Origin of the sequence: Nocardia vinacea (genome assembly GCF_035920345.1) — a bacterium.
GTDB lineage: Bacteria > Actinomycetota > Actinomycetes > Mycobacteriales > Mycobacteriaceae > Nocardia > Nocardia vinacea_A.
Map to the genome: position 1 here is coordinate 7,951,254 of NZ_CP109149.1, position 16,857 is coordinate 7,968,110.

The 16,857-nt window shown below is 64.5% G+C and carries 22 protein-coding genes and 1 pseudogene; 18 read left to right on the top strand and 5 right to left on the bottom strand.

What is annotated here, in order from left to right; all coding sequences use genetic code 11:
* The first annotated feature begins 267 nt into the window (after positions 1-267).
* Genes rpsJ through rpsQ form a run of 11 tightly spaced genes read left to right on the top strand, consistent with a single transcriptional unit; the run spans position 268 to position 5,568 of the window.
* Complete coding sequence (rpsJ, locus tag OIE68_RS36010) at positions 268-573, top strand: 30S ribosomal protein S10 (RefSeq protein ID WP_003938093.1); 306 nt, start codon at positions 268-270, stop codon at positions 571-573.
* Positions 574-587: 14 nt separating this feature from the next.
* On the top strand, positions 588-1,253 hold the full coding sequence (gene rplC, locus OIE68_RS36015; protein WP_327095395.1) for a 50S ribosomal protein L3: 666 nt from the start codon (positions 588-590) through the stop codon (positions 1,251-1,253).
* Positions 1,250-1,924, top strand: coding sequence for a 50S ribosomal protein L4 (rplD, locus tag OIE68_RS36020; RefSeq protein WP_327095396.1), 675 nt, complete (start codon positions 1,250-1,252; stop codon positions 1,922-1,924). Before rplC ends, rplD begins: the two co-directional genes overlap by 4 nt.
* Positions 1,921-2,226, top strand: coding sequence for a 50S ribosomal protein L23 (gene rplW, locus OIE68_RS36025; RefSeq protein ID WP_040686547.1), 306 nt, complete (start codon positions 1,921-1,923; stop codon positions 2,224-2,226). The genes rplD and rplW overlap by 4 nt, the downstream gene beginning before the upstream one ends.
* Before the next feature lie 33 nt (positions 2,227-2,259).
* Positions 2,260-3,096 carry a 50S ribosomal protein L2 gene (rplB, locus tag OIE68_RS36030; RefSeq protein WP_327095397.1) on the top strand — a complete coding sequence of 279 codons (837 nt, stop codon included), beginning with the start codon at positions 2,260-2,262 and terminating at the stop codon, positions 3,094-3,096.
* 15 nt (positions 3,097-3,111) lie between these two features.
* Entirely contained in the window at positions 3,112-3,393 is a 282-nt protein-coding gene (gene rpsS / locus OIE68_RS36035; RefSeq protein WP_040686549.1) for a 30S ribosomal protein S19, read from the top strand.
* Positions 3,390-3,821, top strand: coding sequence for a 50S ribosomal protein L22 (gene rplV / locus OIE68_RS36040; protein WP_327095398.1), 432 nt, complete (start codon positions 3,390-3,392; stop codon positions 3,819-3,821). The genes rpsS and rplV overlap by 4 nt, the downstream gene beginning before the upstream one ends.
* Positions 3,822-4,631, top strand: a complete 810-nt coding sequence (gene rpsC / locus OIE68_RS36045) for a 30S ribosomal protein S3 (RefSeq protein ID WP_040686551.1) — start codon at positions 3,822-3,824, stop codon at positions 4,629-4,631.
* Between the two features lie 3 nt (positions 4,632-4,634).
* Entirely contained in the window at positions 4,635-5,051 is a 417-nt protein-coding gene (rplP, locus tag OIE68_RS36050) for a 50S ribosomal protein L16 (protein ID WP_014981662.1), read from the top strand.
* The gene (rpmC, locus tag OIE68_RS36055; protein WP_040686552.1) at positions 5,051-5,290 is read left to right on the top strand and encodes a 50S ribosomal protein L29; all 240 of its coding nucleotides are present in this window, start codon (positions 5,051-5,053) and stop codon (positions 5,288-5,290) included. Before rplP ends, rpmC begins: the two co-directional genes overlap by 1 nt.
* Positions 5,287-5,568 carry a 30S ribosomal protein S17 gene (gene rpsQ / locus OIE68_RS36060; protein ID WP_040686553.1) on the top strand — a complete coding sequence of 94 codons (282 nt, stop codon included), beginning with the start codon at positions 5,287-5,289 and terminating at the stop codon, positions 5,566-5,568. The genes rpmC and rpsQ overlap by 4 nt, the downstream gene beginning before the upstream one ends.
* Positions 5,569-5,687: 119 nt before the next feature.
* On the opposite strand, the gene OIE68_RS36065 is transcribed toward rpsQ, so the two are convergent.
* The gene (locus OIE68_RS36065; RefSeq protein WP_327095399.1) at positions 5,688-6,158 is read right to left on the bottom strand and encodes a hypothetical protein; all 471 of its coding nucleotides are present in this window, start codon (positions 6,156-6,158) and stop codon (positions 5,688-5,690) included.
* A gap of 131 nt (positions 6,159-6,289) precedes the next feature.
* On the opposite strand from OIE68_RS36065, the gene OIE68_RS36070 reads away from it, so the two are divergent.
* The 5 genes from OIE68_RS36070 to OIE68_RS36090 all read left to right on the top strand — a co-directional run bounded on the left by OIE68_RS36070 (position 6,290) and on the right by OIE68_RS36090 (position 12,110).
* A complete protein-coding gene (locus OIE68_RS36070; RefSeq protein ID WP_327095400.1) occupies positions 6,290-7,501 on the top strand; it encodes a helix-turn-helix transcriptional regulator in 1,212 nt (403 codons plus the stop codon).
* A 4-nt stretch (positions 7,502-7,505) separates the two neighbouring features.
* Positions 7,506-7,970 carry an NUDIX hydrolase gene (locus OIE68_RS36075; RefSeq protein ID WP_327095401.1) on the top strand — a complete coding sequence of 155 codons (465 nt, stop codon included), beginning with the start codon at positions 7,506-7,508 and terminating at the stop codon, positions 7,968-7,970.
* A 45-nt stretch (positions 7,971-8,015) separates the two neighbouring features.
* Positions 8,016-9,266, top strand: a complete 1,251-nt coding sequence (locus OIE68_RS36080; protein WP_327095402.1) for an MFS transporter — start codon at positions 8,016-8,018, stop codon at positions 9,264-9,266.
* 183 nt (positions 9,267-9,449) lie between these two features.
* Entirely contained in the window at positions 9,450-9,896 is a 447-nt protein-coding gene (locus tag OIE68_RS36085) for an EXLDI protein (protein WP_327095403.1), read from the top strand.
* Positions 9,897-9,938: 42 nt separating this feature from the next.
* The gene (locus OIE68_RS36090; protein ID WP_327095404.1) at positions 9,939-12,110 is read left to right on the top strand and encodes an MMPL family transporter; all 2,172 of its coding nucleotides are present in this window, start codon (positions 9,939-9,941) and stop codon (positions 12,108-12,110) included.
* An 89-nt stretch (positions 12,111-12,199) separates the two neighbouring features.
* Here OIE68_RS36090 and OIE68_RS36095 read toward each other — a convergent pair whose 3' ends face one another.
* Positions 12,200-12,418, bottom strand: a complete 219-nt coding sequence (locus OIE68_RS36095; RefSeq protein WP_327095405.1) for a hypothetical protein — start codon at positions 12,416-12,418, stop codon at positions 12,200-12,202.
* Between the two features lie 203 nt (positions 12,419-12,621).
* Between OIE68_RS36095 and OIE68_RS36100 the strand changes: the two are divergent.
* A pseudogene (locus tag OIE68_RS36100) lies at positions 12,622-12,690 on the top strand (hypothetical protein); the annotation flags it as partial.
* Positions 12,691-12,727: 37 nt separating this feature from the next.
* A complete protein-coding gene (locus OIE68_RS47240; RefSeq protein ID WP_419150862.1) occupies positions 12,728-12,877 on the top strand; it encodes a hypothetical protein in 150 nt (49 codons plus the stop codon).
* Positions 12,878-13,450: 573 nt separating this feature from the next.
* Here the strand turns inward: OIE68_RS47240 and OIE68_RS47245 are convergent.
* The 3 genes from OIE68_RS47245 to OIE68_RS36120 all read right to left on the bottom strand — a co-directional run bounded on the left by OIE68_RS47245 (position 13,451) and on the right by OIE68_RS36120 (position 16,853).
* Entirely contained in the window at positions 13,451-13,600 is a 150-nt protein-coding gene (locus tag OIE68_RS47245; RefSeq protein ID WP_419150613.1) for a hypothetical protein, read from the bottom strand.
* 61 nt (positions 13,601-13,661) lie between these two features.
* A complete protein-coding gene (locus tag OIE68_RS36115; protein ID WP_327095406.1) occupies positions 13,662-16,274 on the bottom strand; it encodes a hypothetical protein in 2,613 nt (870 codons plus the stop codon).
* A 162-nt stretch (positions 16,275-16,436) separates the two neighbouring features.
* Positions 16,437-16,853 (bottom strand): VOC family protein, encoded by a 417-nt coding sequence (locus OIE68_RS36120; protein ID WP_327101949.1) that lies wholly within the window; start codon positions 16,851-16,853, stop codon positions 16,437-16,439.
* Between the last annotated feature and the right edge of the window lie 4 nt (positions 16,854-16,857).

Below are 16,857 nucleotides of genomic sequence, written 5' to 3' on the forward strand. Positions count from 1 at the left end.
GAATGAGCGGATGGGCGACACGCCCGACCGCGTGGACCGGAGAACCATGACAGATGAACAGCGGCGAGGATCGGGCACGTCCCGGTCGCGGTCTCACTGTGTTGGATATTGCCCGAGCGGGGGTCCTGCGTGGTTACGCAGGCTGCCTCCTCCGGGCCTGACCGACTCGGGCTGGGACGTCTTCGTGTGTTCGGGCTGTGCAATTGAAGGTGGTACGGAAGCCGGCTTCCGGATCACGAACGATAAGCGGAGAAAAGGACACTTAGCGTGGCGGGACAGAAGATCCGCATCAGGCTCAAGGCCTATGACCATGAAGCGATCGACGCGTCCGCGCGCAAGATCGTGGAGACGGTGACCCGCACCGGGGCCCGTGTGGTCGGGCCGGTGCCGTTGCCGACCGAAAAGAACGTGTACTGCGTCATCCGTTCGCCGCACAAGTACAAGGACTCGCGCGAGCACTTCGAGATGCGGACGCACAAGCGGCTGATCGACATCCTCGACCCGACGCCGAAGACGGTTGATGCCCTCATGCGCATCGACCTGCCGGCCAGCGTCGACGTCAACATTCAGTGACGGGGACTCGAGATATGACTGACAACAAGAACAGGCCGGCGGCCGGCATCCTGGGCACCAAGCTCGGCATGACCCAGGTGTTCGACGACAAGAACCGCGTCGTCCCCGTGACCGTCATCAAGGCCGGACCGAACGTCGTTACCCAGATCCGCACCGTGGAGCGCGACGGCTACAGCGCCGTCCAGGTCGCTTTCGGCGCCATCGACCCGCGCAAGGTGAACAAGCCGGTTTCCGGCCAGTTCGCCAAGGCCGGTGTCACCCCGCGCCGCCACGTCGCCGAGATCCGCGTCGCGGACGCCTCCACCTTCGAGGTCGGCCAGGAGCTGACCGCCGAAGTGTTCGAAGAGGGCGCCTACGTCGATGTCACCGGCACCAGCAAGGGCAAGGGCTTTGCCGGCACCATGAAGCGTCACGGCTTCGCCGGTCAGGGCGCCTCGCACGGTGCGCAGGCCGTGCACCGCCGTCCCGGCTCCATCGGTGGCTGCGCCACTCCCGGCCGCGTGTTCAAGGGCATGCGCATGTCGGGCCGCATGGGCAACGACCGCGTCACCACGCAGAACCTCTCGGTTCACAAGGTTGACGCCGAGAACGGCCTGCTGCTCATCAAGGGAGCGATCCCCGGTCGCAGGGGCAGCGTCGTGACCGTCAAGAGCGCAGTGAAGGGTGGTGCGCACGCATGACCAGCCTCGAGAAGAAGGCAAACCTGACCCTCCCGGTCAAGGAATTCGGCGGCAAGACCAACGGCACCGTCGATCTCCCCGGGGAGATCTTCGATGCCACCGCGAACATCTCGCTGATGCACCAGGTGGTCATCGCGCAGCTGGCCGCGGCTCGCCAGGGCACGCATTCCACCAAGACTCGCGGTGAAGTCCGCGGTGGTGGCAAGAAGCCGTACCGCCAGAAGGGCACCGGTCGCGCCCGTCAGGGTTCGACCCGCGCGCCGCAGTTCACCGGTGGTGGCACCGTGCACGGTCCGCAGCCGCGTGACTACAGCCAGCGCACCCCCAAGAAGATGATCCGCGCCGCGCTGCGTGGCGCCCTCTCGGATCGTGCGCGCAACGAGCGCATCCACGTGATCACCGAACTGGTCTCGGGTCAGACCCCGTCGACCAAGACCGCGAAGTCGTTCCTGTCCGAGCTGTCGGACCGGAAGAAGTTCCTGCTCGTCCTCGGACGTGAGGACATCGCGGGCTGGAAGAGCGTGCAGAACCTGGAGTTCGTGCACCCGATCGCGCCGGATCAGCTCAACACCTACGACGTGCTGGAAAGCGACGAAGTGGTGTTCAGCGTCGAGGCCTTGAACGCCTTCGTGCACGGCCCCGCCGAATCCGCACAGGAGGAGAGCAAGTGACCACGATCGCCGACCCCCGCGACATTCTGCTGGCGCCGGTCATCTCGGAGAAGTCCTACGGACTGATCGAGGAAGGTACCTACACCTTCATCGTGCACCCGGATTCCAACAAGACGCAGATCAAGATCGCCGTCGAGAAGGTCTTCGGTGTGAAGGTGACCAGCGTCAACACCGCCAACCGTCAGGGCAAGCGCAAGCGGACCCGCTTCGGTTACGGCAAGCGCAAGGACACCAAGCGCGCGCTCGTGACCATCTCGGCCGACAGCAAGCCCATCGAGATCTTCGGAGGCCCGGTCGCGTAAGCGCCTGGGAATCCAGAAAGCAGAGAAGAACTCATGGCAATCCGTAAGTACAAGCCAACTACGCCGGGCCGTCGTGGCTCCAGCGTCTCGGACTTCGCTGAGATCACTCGGTCGACCCCCGAGAAGTCGCTGATCCGCCCGCTGCACAGCAAGGGTGGCCGCAACGCCCACGGTCGCATCACCACCCGTCATCGCGGTGGCGGCCACAAGCGTGCCTACCGTCTGATCGACTTCCGTCGCCTGGACAAGGACGGCATCCCGGCCAAGGTCGCGCACATCGAGTACGACCCGAACCGCACCGCCAACATCGCGCTGCTGCATTACGTGGACGGCGAGAAGCGCTACATCATCGCCCCCAAGGGCGTGGTGCAGGGCACCCCGATCGAGTCCGGCCCGACCGCCGACATCAAGCCGGGTAACAACCTGCCGCTGCGCAATATCCCGACCGGTACCACGATCCACAACGTGGAGCTGCGTCCGGGTGGTGGCGCCAAGCTGGCCCGTGCCGCCGGCATGAGCGTCCAGCTGCTCGGTAAGGAAGGCCCCTACGCCACGCTGCGTATGCCCTCCGGTGAGATCCGTCGCGTCGACGTGCGCTGCCGCGCCACCGTCGGCGAGGTCGGCAACGCCGAACAGTCGAACATCAACTGGGGTAAGGCCGGCCGTATGCGCTGGAAGGGTCGCCGCCCCACGGTCCGTGGTGTCGTCATGAACCCGGTCGACCACCCGCATGGTGGTGGTGAAGGCAAGACCTCCGGTGGTCGCCACCCGGTCTCGCCGTGGGGTCAGCCGGAAGGCCGTACCCGCAAGCCCAACCGTCCGAGCGACAAGCTCATCGTCCGCCGTCGCAAGACCGGCAAGAAGCGCTGAAGGAGGAGGTAAGAAATGCCACGTAGCCTCAAGAAGGGCCCGTTCGTCGACGACCACCTCCTCGCGAAGGTGGACGTTCAGAACGAAAAGGGCAGCAAGCAGGTCATCAAGACCTGGTCCCGTCGTTCGACCATCATCCCCGATTTCATCGGCCACACCTTCGCCGTCCATGACGGCCGCAAGCATGTGCCGGTGTTCGTCTCGGAGTCCATGGTCGGCCACAAGCTGGGTGAGTTCGCGCCCACCAGGACGTTCAAGAGCCACGTCAAGGAAGACCGGAAGAGCAAGCGGCGATGAGCGAAGCGAAGAGCAAATCAGCGCAGGGCAGCACTGAGATTCAGAATCCGACTGCCCACGCGACGGCGAAGCATGTTCGCGTCACCCCGATGAAGGCTCGCCGTGTCGTGGACCTGGTCCGCGGCAAGCGGGTCGAGGACGCCCTGGCGATCCTGAAGTTCGCGCCGCAGGCCGCGAGCGAGCCGGTCGCCAAGGTCGTGGCCAGCGCCGCGGCGAACGCCGAGAACAACCTCGGCCTGAACCCGTCGACCCTGGTGATCTCGACTGCCTACGTCGACGAGGGCGCGACCATGAAGCGTTTCCAGCCGCGGGCCCAGGGCCGCGCGTTCCGGATCCGCAAGCGCACCAGCCACATCACCATCGAGGTCGAGAGCGTGCCCACCGCCGGTGGATCCACTCGTAACCGCCGGAAGGGAGGGGCAAAGTAAATGGGACAGAAAATCAACCCCCATGGCTTCCGCCTCGGTATCACCACCGACTGGAAGTCGCGTTGGTACGCGGACAAGCAGTACGCGGACTACGTGAAGGAAGACGTCGCCATCCGCAAGCTCCTCGCCACCGGCATGGAGCGGGCTGGCATCTCCAAGGTGGAGATCGAGCGCACCCGTGACCGGGTTCGCGTCGACATCCACACCGCGCGTCCGGGCATCGTCATCGGTCGCCGCGGCGCCGAGGCCGATCGCATTCGCGCCGAACTGGAGAAGCTCACCAAGAAGCAGGTGCAGCTGAACATCCTCGAGGTCAAGAACCCCGAGTCGGATGCGCAGCTCGTTGCCCAGGGTGTCGCCGAGCAGCTGTCCAACCGTGTGGCGTTCCGTCGCGCGATGCGCAAGGCCATCCAGTCGGCCATGCGTTCGCCGAACGTCAAGGGCATCCGGGTGCAGTGCTCGGGCCGCCTCGGTGGCGCCGAAATGTCGCGCTCGGAGTTCTACCGCGAGGGTCGCGTCCCGCTGCACACGCTGCGCGCGGACATCGACTACGGCCTCTACGAGGCCAAGACCACCTTCGGTCGCATCGGCGTGAAGGTCTGGATCTACAAGGGCGACATCGTCGGTGGCAAGCGTGAGGTCACGGCTGCGGCCGCGCCCGCCGCTGGTGACCGCCGCGAGCGTCGGGAGCGGCCGAGCCGCCCGCGTCGGTCCGGTTCCGCAGGCACCACCGCGACCAGCACCGAGGCCGGGCGTGCAGGCGCTGCTACCGCGGTTGCCGACGCCCCGGCAGAAACACAGGAGGGCTGACGCATGTTGATGCCACGGAAGGTCAAGCACCGGAAGCAGCATCACCCGAGCCGCAGCGGCATGGCCAAGGGCGGCACGTCCGTCGCGTTCGGTGAATTCGGCATCCAGGCTCTCGAGCCCGCCTACGTCACCAACCGGCAGATCGAGTCCGCGCGTATCGCGATGACCCGCCACATCAAGCGTGGCGGCAAGATCTGGATCAACATCTACCCGGATCGCCCGCTCACCAAGAAGCCGGCCGAAACCCGCATGGGTTCCGGTAAGGGCTCGCCGGAGTGGTGGATCGCGAACGTCAAGCCCGGACGCGTGATGTTCGAAATGAGTTACCCCAACGAGGAGATCGCTCGTGAGGCCCTGCGCCGCGCGATGCACAAGCTCCCCATGAAGTGCAGGATCGTGACCAGGGAGGAGCAGTTCTGATGGCTACCGGTACACCGGCCGCAGAGCTCCGCGAGCTCAACGAAGAGGAGCTCGTCGCCCGCCTGCGCGAGTCGAAGGAAGAGCTGTTCAATCTGCGCTTCCAGATGGCGACGGGTCAGTTGGACAACAACCGTCGCCTGCGCGTCGTGCGTCACGAGATCGCGCGCATCTACACGGTCATGCGTGAGCGCGAGCTCGGCCTGGCCTCGGCACCCGCTGGCAAGGGAGATGCGGCATGAGTGAAGAGAAAGTGACCCCCGAGGTCAAGCGCGGCACCCGCAAGGTCCGCATCGGCTACGTGGTCTCGGACAAGATGAACAAGACCATCGTCGTCGAGCTGGAAGATCGCACGCGGCACAAGCTCTACGGCAAGATCATTCGCTCCACCACCAAGGTGAAGGCGCATGACGAGAACGAGATCGCCGGTGTCGGCGACCGCGTCCAGCTGATGGAGACCCGCCCGCTGTCCGCCACTAAGCACTGGCGGTTGGTCGAGGTCCTGGAGAAGGCCAAGTAACCGTAGCGACTGCTTGCAGGTCGCTCGAAACGGTCAGCCCTTTCCGGCGGTAAAAGCAAAGGCCCGCTTCCCATTTGGGAAGCGGGCCTTTTTCATATTTGCTCGGCGGTTCGCATTATTCACCCGGTCCGTGGAGCCGGTCGATCGTAACGATCGAATATCGATGCCATCGTGGTGCTGATGACGTTCGACAGTATTGGCAGTAATTGATCGCGGCACGGTGGATTGATCCAGTGCGCCCCTTCTCGGGTCCAGCGCCCGAGGCTTGTCGGTATCATCAGCGCGCTGCCGACGGCTGGCACACAAATGTTTTTGCGTGCCAGCAGTTCCAGGACTTGACTACCCGGGGAGTAGTCCACGGCCGCGACGAAGGTCCAGCGGATCTGCCGCGCCAGCACTGGGCTGGGAGTCCCCTGCTGTACCAAGGAATTTCGGACTTTTTCAGCCAATAGCTTGGGCATGTGGATAATGCCCAGATGGTTCGTCACCGGCAGCATGACGTAACCGCCGCGTTCCTCCGCGGGGAGATGAAACTGTTGGCGGTAGTAGCCCGCCCAATCGACGACGCTCTCGAGTTCCTCGGTGTCCACGGTGGCCTTTGTCCCGTTCAGCACTGATGTCGTTTGGTTTGCAAGTAGCCTGAGGCCGGATCAGATGTATGCCCGGAATATCTTTCCGGGATTGTTGCCCAGCCGAGTCGGAAGATTGTGTTGTGCGCGGAATGACCCAGAACCTCACCATCGGTGAGCGGGTGTCTTGGTACCGGCGGCGTCGCGGTATGTCCCAAGACGTGCTAGCCGGTCTTGTCGGGCGGACAGACGATTGGATGAGCAAGGTCGAGAACAATCGGATTCCGCTGGACCGCTTGTCGGTGATCCGCCTACTCGCAGACGCACTGGACGTTTCGCTGGGAGACCTGATCGGTGATCCGAGTCTGTTGGAATGGACCGCCGACAGCGGGAGTTCGACCATCCCCGCACTCCGGGCCGCGTTGATGGACTACAGCCATTTGATGCCTGCGCCGGTGCCGCCCGCTCGTGATCCGGACTCGTTTCAACTCCCCGCACTCGAACGGGAGCTGTGTGGTGTTTTCGATGCCTATCAGGGGGCCAGGTTCGGATTTGTGGCGGGTCGATTGCCCGGCCTGTTATCTGCCGCGCTGGCGGTCGCCCAGCGAGCGGGGGACGAATCCGGATACCGGCTGTTGGCGCTGTGCTATCAGGTGGCGGCCTCGGTGTTGACCAAGCTCGGCGAAACCGATTTGGCTTGGAACGCCGCAGAACGAGGTCTCGCGGCGGCTCAGCGAACCGATGATCTCGCGATTGTCGGTTCCCTGATGCGATCGGTCGCCTTCACGGTGATGTCAACGGGCCGTGTGCAACCCGCTGTCGATCTGGTCGAAGCCGGAGCGGACTACTTGCAGCCGTACCTGCATGAGGGTCGGGACGACATGTTGTCGGTGTACGGAACGCTGCTGCTCGTTGGCTCGATGGCAGCCGCGCGGAGCAATCGTCGTGACACCGTGCAGGAGTTTCTGGCCGAGGCGGATGTGGCTGCGCGGAAGCTGGGTGGTGATCGGAACTGCCTGTGGACAGCGTTCGGGCCCACCAATGTCGCGATCCATCGAGTCAACACCGCGATGGAACTCGGCGATGTGCAGATCGCGCTTCGGTTGGGTCCCGGGCTGGATACCTCCGCCCTCCCGGTGGAGCGCCGGATTCGGCACCAACTCGAGCTTGCTCGCGCGTTCAATCTGGCCGGCCGCCAGCAGGATTCGGTGTCGGCTCTGCTCGACGCCGAGCAGGCGGCTCCGGAACAGGTTCGCCATCATTACCTCAGCCGACAACTCGTACTCACCTGGATGCGCAACGCGCACGGCAGTCCTTCGTTCGTCTTGCAAGCCTTGGCCCAACGAATGCACGTCGTGAGGTGAACCAATGACCGATGCGGACAATCGGTTTGCGCGCGCACGCCTGGCGGCGGGAGCGCTCTTCGTGCTCGGCGATGAGGTGCTGTTGGTGCACAAGACTTACGGCAGCGGTTGGGATATTCCCGGCGGGTATGTCGAGCCCGGGGAGTCGCCAGGTGCGGCCTGCCGTCGCGAGGTTCGCGAAGAGCTCGGAATCGACCGTGCGCCAAAGTGTTTGCTGGTTCACGATTGGGCGCCGAGCGAGGGTGAAGGCGACAAGATTCTCTATGTTTTCGATTGTGGCGATATCGGATCCGATGAGCGGGCCATCAGCCTCCAGGAGACCGAACTCGACCGCTGGGCGTGGGTCGCGTTGTCGAAGCTCGATGACTACCTGATCCCGCGGCTCGCCCGCCGACTGCGCCAAGCCCATATCGCGCGTTCCATGAGCCGTACCGTCTACCTCGAACATGGTGATCCTGCGCCGATGTGATCCGGGCTCGACCAGGTGCTCGGTTGCACGCCGTCGGATCGAATCATGGGATTAATCGGTGGCGTCCGGGTGGGCGGGCATGGGACGCTCGGTCGAGTGCGGGCCTACAGGGAGGTGCTGGCTGACTCGGCGGTGCGGAATGTGCTGCTGCTGGGTGTGATGGTTCGCATTCCGTTCTTCGCCGGGGCGGTATTGCTCGCATTGCATGTGGTGCAGACATTGCACGGGTCGTATGGTCAGGCCGGGGCGCTGAGTTCGGTTGTCACGCTGTGTGTTGCGGCGAGTGGGCCGTGGCGCGGGCGGATGCTGGATCGCTTCGGGCTGCGACGGACGATTCTGCCGTCGATCGTGGTCGGGGCGGTGTGCTGGTCGATCGCGCCGTTCGTCGGGTATGGGGCGCTGTTGGTGCTGGCGGCGGTCGCCGGGCTTTTCGATATCCCGATCTTCACAGTGGTTCGGCAGGCCGTGATCGCCACGACCACCGAGCAGAGCCGCCAACCGGCGCTGGCATTGGAATCGGTGTCGGTAGAGATGGCGTTCATGGTCGGGCCGGTGCTCGGCGTCGCGGCCGCGACGGCTTGGTCGACGACGCTCACCCTGTTCGGGATGCAGATGGCGCTGGTGTTGGCGGGAGTCTTTGTGTGGGTCCGCAATCCGCCGCTGCGCTGCGATGACAGGGGCGGGGATGACAAGGCAGCGGACGCGACGGTGCCGCGGCGCGAATGGTTTCGGGTCGAGTTCGTCGCGCTGTGCATCGGCGCGTGTGTGGCGATCGCGGTGCTCGCGGGTTCGGAATTGACATTCGTATCCGCGATTCGCGAGTTCGGCGCGCAGCGGTGGCTCGGCGTGGTCATGGCGGTCTGGGGTTTCGGTTCGCTGGTCGGCGGGCTCGTCTACGGTGCGTTGCACCGCTCCATTTCGACGTATGTGCTGCTCGCCGGGCTCGGCGCCGTCACCATTCCGATGTGCTTCGCCGTCGGTCCGCTATCGCTGGGCGTGACCGGGTTCATCGCCGGAGCGCTTTGTGCGCCAACACTTATCGCATCCGTCGACCAGTTGAGTCGAATTGTTCCGGAGGGCGGGCGCGGCGAGGCGATCGGCTGGCATGGTGCCGCGATGACGCTCGGCAACGGCATCGGCAGTTCCCTCTGCGGCGTCGCGATCGACGCGGGCGGATTCCCGGCGGGTTTCGCGGCGGCCGCATTGCTCGGGCTCGGGCTCGGAATCGGGCTGTCGCTGCTGGTCAAGGTGGTGCGTCGGGTCGACCGGGAGGGGCAGCCTGCCGGGGCGCTCTGAAATCGCTCGGCACAAGACTTGCGTTATACGTATACATCTACTTATAGTGATTCCCGACGGGTGCCGACGAGCAGGCTCGAGGCGACCGGAAAACGGCAGATCAACTCACCGCAGCGGACCGAATCGGGTCCGCCGCCGTCGAACCCATGCTTTTTTGCATATCTATTTATGAGACGGGGAATCATGACAGCGGATTCGAACGCACCGGCCGACACCGCTTCGGACGTAGCCACGATCAATATCGATAAGAACGCATCGGATATGCGAGATGTGCTGCTCGAGGTCGGTCCCGGCGGCCTGCGCAGGCAGCGCTTCGTCGGGCGAAAGCTCGGTGAGACAAGGGAATTCACCAAGTCGGGAATCGAAGTGATCCGGGTCTACCTGAGCCGCAAGGGCAAATACGTAGTGCATCGGCGGCGGGCCGACTGGATGGACTTCGCACTGACGAACTGGACCAAGGATCTGAAGAACTGGCGCGAGATCTTCGATGCCGACGACCAGACCTGGGGTGACTACACGGTGGACATCGTCGACTCGGTCGAGGAACTCGCCGGGCGGATTCCGGCACGCAGCTACCGCGAACTCGTCGGCACCGCGATGACTCCGAAGATCGACGAACTCGACATCTGAGACCGGGCCGCTCGTTCGGACCTCGAAAGGAACTTCTCCCACATGTTCGCTCGACTGGGCGCGATCGTTGTGCACAACCCGTGGAAGGTGATCGGTCTCTGGCTGTTCATCGTGATCGCGGTGGTGGCATCGGCGCCGCAACTGAAATCGACCACCGACCAATCCGAATTCCTGCCATCGCATTACGAGTCGATTCAGGCAATGCAATTGCAGCAGAAGGCATTTCCGCAGCAGCAGGCGCCCGCGGCGCTGCTCGTCTTCGTCCGCGCGGACGGCGCACCGCTGTCCGAGGCCGATTCGGCGAGCGTGACGGCGATCGCGTCGAAGCTCGACGACCAGAGAATCAAGGACGTCATCGGCATCCAGGCCGTTCCGGCCTCGGAGAACCGGTTGGTGCAGATCGCCGCCGTGCAGATGACGAAGGTGACCAATGCGGGCGATACGACGCAGAGCGATGCGGTCAAGAAACTGCGGGACGCATTGCGTGATCAGGTGCAGGGTTCGGATCTGAAGGCGGGCGTAACCGGTCAGGCGGCGCAGATGCTGGACCAGACCGAGTCCGGTGAAAAGGGTATGGCCATTATCGGTATCGCGACAGTGGTGCTGATTCTGGTGCTGCTGCTGATCATCTTCCGCAGTCCGGTGATCGCGCTGCTGCCGATCGTCGTGATCGGTGCGGTCTCCGGCACCGTCGGCGGCCTGATCGCGATGGTCAGCAAGGCCTTCGATCTGAAGGTCGACAGTTCGGTGAATTCCATTCTGCTGGTGGTGCTGTTCGGTGTCGGCACCGACTACATCCTCTTCCTGATGTTCCGTTACCGGGAGCGACTGCGGGCCGGCGAGGATCCGAAGACCGCGATGGTCAGTGCGGTCACCAAGGTCGGCGAGGCGATCACTTCGGCGGCGGGTGCGGTGATCATCGCATTCATGGCGCTGACCCTGTCGACGCTCGGCATGTTTCGTGCGCTCGGTCCCGCGCTGGCGATCGCCGTCGCGGTGGCGCTGCTGGCAGGGCTGACGCTGGTGCCCGCCGTGGTTTCGCTGTTGGGCACCAAGGTGTTCTGGCCGTCCAAGGCGTGGCAGCAGGAGCCGAAGGGTGCGCGCTTCGGTGCGATCGGCGCGGCGATGGGGCGGCGGCCCGGTGTGTTCGCGGCGGTATCCGGTGGGCTGCTGGTGGCCCTGGGTGTGCTGGCGTTCGGCTTCCATCCGACGTTCGATCTGAGCTCGGGCTCGACCTCGGATTCCTCCGAATCGACGGTGTACAACAAGGAATTGCTCAAGGGGATGCCCGCCGGGTCGACCCAACCGTCCGAGGTGCTGTTGCATTCGGACACCGGCGCACTGCTCGACGATGACCAGCTCACCGCCTACCGTGCTGTGCTCGCCGCGGTGCCGGGCGTGAGTCAGGTCGGGGCGCCGACGGTATCGAGTGACCGACTGGCCGCCGACTTCCAGGTGACCCTCAACGGTGCGCCCGAATCGGATGCCGCGCTCGATACGGTGCGTGATCCGCTGCGGGACGCCGCGCACTCGGCGGCACCCGCAGGCACTACCGCTGTGGTGGGTGGCATCTCGTCGGTGTACGTCGACTTTCAGGACGCGATGGTCCACGACTACAAGATCGTGTTCCCGGTGGCGGCGATTCTGATCATGATCGTGCTCGCACTGCTGCTGCGCAGTCTGGTGGCGCCGTGGTACCTGATGGCCTCGGTCTTCCTCGGCTTCGCCGCGACGCTCGGTGCCGCGGTACTGGTTTTCCAGCACTTCCAGGGCAATTCCGGACTGATCTTCACCCTGCCGGTGATCATGTACCTGTTCGTGGTCGCCCTCGGCACCGACTACAATATTCTGATGGTCGCTCGCTTGCGTGAGGAGGCGCGGGCCGGAAGCGATCCGAAACAGGCTGCGGCCCTGGCAGTTCGGCACACCGGTCCAACCGTCGCCGCCGCCGGTGTGATCCTGGCGGGCACCTTCGCCTCGATGATGTTGGCGGGCAACAATGTGCTGTCACAGATGGGCTTTGCGATCTCGGTGGGCATCGCGATCGCGGCATTCGTCATGGCGATGTTCTTCACCCCGGCGGTGACCGCGCTGATCGGGCACCGGGCCTGGTGGCCGGGGCACGGGGACCGGGATTCGAAGGGTGATTCCGCGGGGAAGTCGCAGGATGCGCGCTCGGATCAGTACGCGTACTCGGACATGTACAACAACTAGGGGCAGCGTCTTCCGGGTAACGCCGGTAGTTCAGCCGCTGAGTGAACAGGGCCGTCCGACTTGGGATATCCAAGTCGGACGGCCTTTCGTCAGTCGAGCCATGACCGGATCTGCGGCCAGTCGGTGCGGCGGTCCTGAACGTCGTAGACGGATTCGGAGGCGCGGATCGTGTCGATATGTGTCGTCGCCGACACAGGACATCGCCCAGTAGGCATGGCTGACGGTCGGATATCGCAGACCGCCGACGGTATCGACTCTGCCGCAGCGCTTTCCCGGCCGTTATCGGTGATTTCGTTGACACGCGACATATCCCGCACTGTCGGCAGGATCTATGTCGCGAACGGCCGCTACCGCCGCGGGCACTGTTCACGCAGACGTACTCGAACCCGCCGCCGAGGCTGCGGCGGCGAGGTCTAGCTAGGGCCTGTGTCGAAGTGAGATGAGGGGTGGCACTGCTGTGCAGTGCCACCCCTCTCGATGATTTTCTGAAAGCTGTTGTCTGCGTTGGCAGATGGGCGAGGCGGGACGCCCGCCGGTGTGGACCAAACGGCAGCTCATCGACGGGATCCGGTGGCGGACCCGGGTCGGTTGCCCGTGGCGTGACGTGCCATCACAGTATGGGTCCTGGTCGGGCGATGTACGGGTTGTTCCGGCGCTGGCAGCGGGGCGGCGTGTGGCTGGTGATCTGGAAGTTGTTGCAGGTCTGCGCCCACCAGCACGGCCACGTCGTTTCCGGTTCGCGATCTGATCGGCCCGCTCTGGAATGACAGCGCGGATATGTTTGCGCCGCAACACGGGTGATCCCACGAGGATGTTGAGCGGGTCAACACTTCGACGTTGCGGAGCGATCGCAATCGTGCCGAAATCACTTGCAACGCAGGATATTCACGGAAATGCAGGTATGAGCAGGCCTGATGGACGGCTGCGCGCAGCTTGTCGATCGGAAGGGCTGTCGTCGTCTGTTCACCGCGTCTAAGATGAAGCGCTCATGTCAACTCGAACACGGCTGAAAGGTATTCGATGACGAAACCCGGCTTGAAATTCTGGGTCTCCACCGTCGGACTCATTGCGACACCACTGGTTATGAGCGCACCCGCCGCGGCGGAGGGTTTGCCATTGACCCCGGCGGTGACCGACTCGGCAACCGCCGTTGATGCACCACCGCCGTGCGTCAATTACCCCGGCAACATCCCCTGCAACCTGTCCACATTTTCAAGCTCCATAGGTGTAGGCCGCTAACTGGACGTCCGTGCCGATGGCTCCGCCCCTACCCCAACGAACGGCGGAGACCTGGTCGGATCCTGGCCGACAAGGCGTATTCCAGTCGCAACCGCGAATGGCTACGGCAACGCGGCATCAGGGTGACCATCCCGGTTCCGGCGGACCAGGCTGCGCACCGCCGCAACCGCGGTCGCGCTGGTGGCCGACCACCGGCGTTCGACCCGCTGACCTACCGCGACCGCAATGCTGTCGAGCGTGGCATCAACCATTGGCTGCAACACCAGTTAGGACGAGCCAGTCGGCCCGCCCCTCAGCAGTTTGATACAAAACCTAGCTGCTGATCGCGTAGGGGCGGCGGACTCGTCGGGCGAATTCCAGGACTTGGGCGATGGCGGTGCGGGAGAGGCCGACTTCTGCGCCGATGCTGGTTGGGGTCCAGGATTGGTCGGCGAGCATGAGGATTTCGGCGAGTTGCTCCACGGGGATGACCGAGAGGCCGCGGCCCGCGATTGCGCGGGCGACCGACCACACCTCGATATCATCGCTCTCGGAGCCGAGGTTCTCGGTCAGCAGGTCCTCGGCCGAAAGTGATTGCACGACTTCGCTGATCACCTCACTGGTGGTGCGGCGAGGTGCCTCATCCGGAACGAGTTGCCTGCCCTCGGTCTCGGGTGCTGCGGTCTGATCCTCGTGATCGGTTGCGGAGTTGTCGGCGCTCGAAGTGCGGTGACCCTCCACTGCTCGTGTGATTCGTTCGGCCGGGGTCGGTGTGGCGGAACCTCGGGGAGCCCGCTGGGGGTCGGTGGGTGCGCTTGTGCGTGTGGAGGTTTCGGTGTGAGTGCTGGACTTCGCAGGACGGGGAGCACCAGCTGGCGTGCCGGTGCCCGCAGCGGTTGCGGTGCGGGAAATCCTTGCGCGATCGGTGTCGGCCTGTGCGCGATCGCCGGTGTCCGCACTGGTCTGCGCGACGGATTCGACAGCCGCCGTATCGAAGATGCTCAGCTGCGACTGTGTTGCGGGGCGTGCTGCGGCCTTCTGCGGTTCCGCTTCTTCGACAACAGAAGTCGCGTTCGCATTGCGATTGGAACGTTCGTCGCGACCGGACGCCCTGGTCGTGGCATCGGGCTCAAAGCCTGCAGCCCGGGAGGCCGTGCGTTCGTTCGGAGTACTGGCGTCGGCCGCCGTTGCCGTCCGGAGGTCGATATCTGTAACAGGAACAGTTGCGTCGCCTGAGGAAGGAAAAGCCGCGCGACCGGCAGCCGTAGGTGCCATATGGGCATCGGCGCCGCTCGTCTCGAAAGCCGTGAACTCGTCGCTACCGGAGGCAGAAGTCGCAGATGCGGTACGGGGATTGATGCTGGCGGCAGCATTCGTGTGCTCGTCGCGGGTGCCGGCCGCATTCGGTACAGCTGTCCGGGGCTCGAAACCTGCAGCAGCGAAAGGCGCGCGCTCATAGGCACCGGTCTGGGGGGTGAATCCGTTCGCAGCAACGGCCGTGTGCTCTTCGCGGGTGCTGGTGGCGCTCTGCGCTGCCGTCTGTGGCGCGACGTCCGTGCCAGCGAAGGTCGCGCGCTCATCGGCAGCGGTCCCTGACACGTCCTCAGGCTCGAACCCGGTGGCGGCAACAGTCGTGTCACGAGCATTCATTGGTGCTGTCGCGGACTTGCCGCGCGCGGTGGCATGAGCTGTGCGCTCGGCGCTCGCGGTATCTGGTGTATTGCGTTGATCGAGGTCGGAGGCGTGAAATGCGTTCTCACCGAGGCGGTTCGTGCTAGTTGCTGACGTATGGGCTGGCACCGTGCCGGTGGGGTCGGTGAAGGGTTGTACGGGGTCGTGGATCGGATCCGTTGCACGTACCGCGGGACCAGGGCGGTAGTCGTCGCTCGGGATCTGTTGGGTGAGACGGCCGTTCGTCGAGCGAGTGCTCTGCGCGTGGTACACGAGGGTTTCCGTGCAATCGAGGCGCGAGACGGGAACCGCTTCGGGTTGGGCGGCGCGCATCGCCGCCTCGGTGAGGTGGGGATCCATATCGACCGGGAATCGGACTCCGGCTTGGTCGAGCAGGGGATCGAAACCCTTGGCGGCGAGCAGTTCTCGACGGTCGCTGGGTTCGTCGCGGAAAGTATCGATGGGTGCGCCGCGTTCGGTGGTGACCCGGTGCCGGGGCGGCAGGTCGGGTTCGTCCTCGACCATCGGGACACCGTCGATGAGCAAGGCGTATCGCGCGGAAACCCAGGCGTGCAACCAGATCACGACGCCGACCATGACCGGGGCGATCGCGTATTCGGCGGCCTGGCCGAAGGATCCGGCGGCCAGGTGCGGGCCCGCGTTGAGTGCGACGGTCGTGCCGAGTAGCGCGGTTTCGAAGAAGACGACCTTGCCGCGGTCGAGTTCGCGGCCCCAGCGGGCGGCCGTCGTCGCGGCCACCATGATGGTGATGATCGGGATCGAGATCATCGCCTCGATTCCATAGCTCAACCAGTACAGGGGATCTGCCATATTCCCGCTGGGTACCAGGTTGTGCTGCACATTCACCCCGGCCCACACCATGCCGAGCACCACGACGGCGATCAATGCACGCGATGACCATTCGGCCCGCCGGTACAACTGGGCAAGGCGCGCATCTTGATTCGAAACCCGCCGCCGCGCCGCCAGTGCGCGCCTATGCCAGCGCGCATCGGCGTCATCGGCGCGCTGGATGGCGGACACGGTCCGCCGGTTGCGCTTCTCCGCCGCAAGTTCGTCCTGGACGGACCGTTTCCGCTGTCCCCGTCGCTGCGCCCGAACCCATTGCGCGAGTTCGCGTTCCGCATCGATCTCGGCATCCGACAACGCCTGAACCAGCGCCGCGTCGTCCTGCAGCGGCAACCGCCCCCGCGCGTTCGCGACCCGCTCGGCCAATGCGGCGATCTCGGACCTACCGGTCGACTGTTTGTCGCGCATCGCGAGCCTTCCCAGGAGCAGGTGTCATACCGACGCAGACCTACATGCTCGAACATATGTGTGATCGCACCGAGATTAAACCGCTACCCGCCCGAGGTCAATGCTGCGCACCCCGAAAACTCGAACAAATGCGCGAATCGGACGGCCTGTGGTCCTATGGCGTCAGGCGTTCTTGTGGCAGACCGCCTCGAGCATGATGCCGTCGGGGCCGGTCCAGAAGGTGGCGTAGTACGGTGGCGGGTACTGGGGGAATTCTTGTGGGGCGTGGATGATTTCGTCGCCTCGGGTGGTGGCCCACGCGTGTACGCGGTCGACAGCAGCGCGGGTACGGACCATGAAGGCGAGGTGTTGCAGGCCGGGAGCGGTGCGCACGTAGCCGGGGACGTCGGCGGGGTAGAAGAAGATATACGTGCCGGGCTTGTTGTCGGCGGGCAAGTAGGCGAATTGGTCGGCCGCACTGAGCAGCGGCGCGTAGTCGAGCAGCGGCATCAGCTCGTCGTAATAGGACCGGGCCGCGGTGAGATCGGTGACGTTGATGCCGAGGTGTCCGACGGGGCATGCTCGGAACTTACGCTCGATCCGG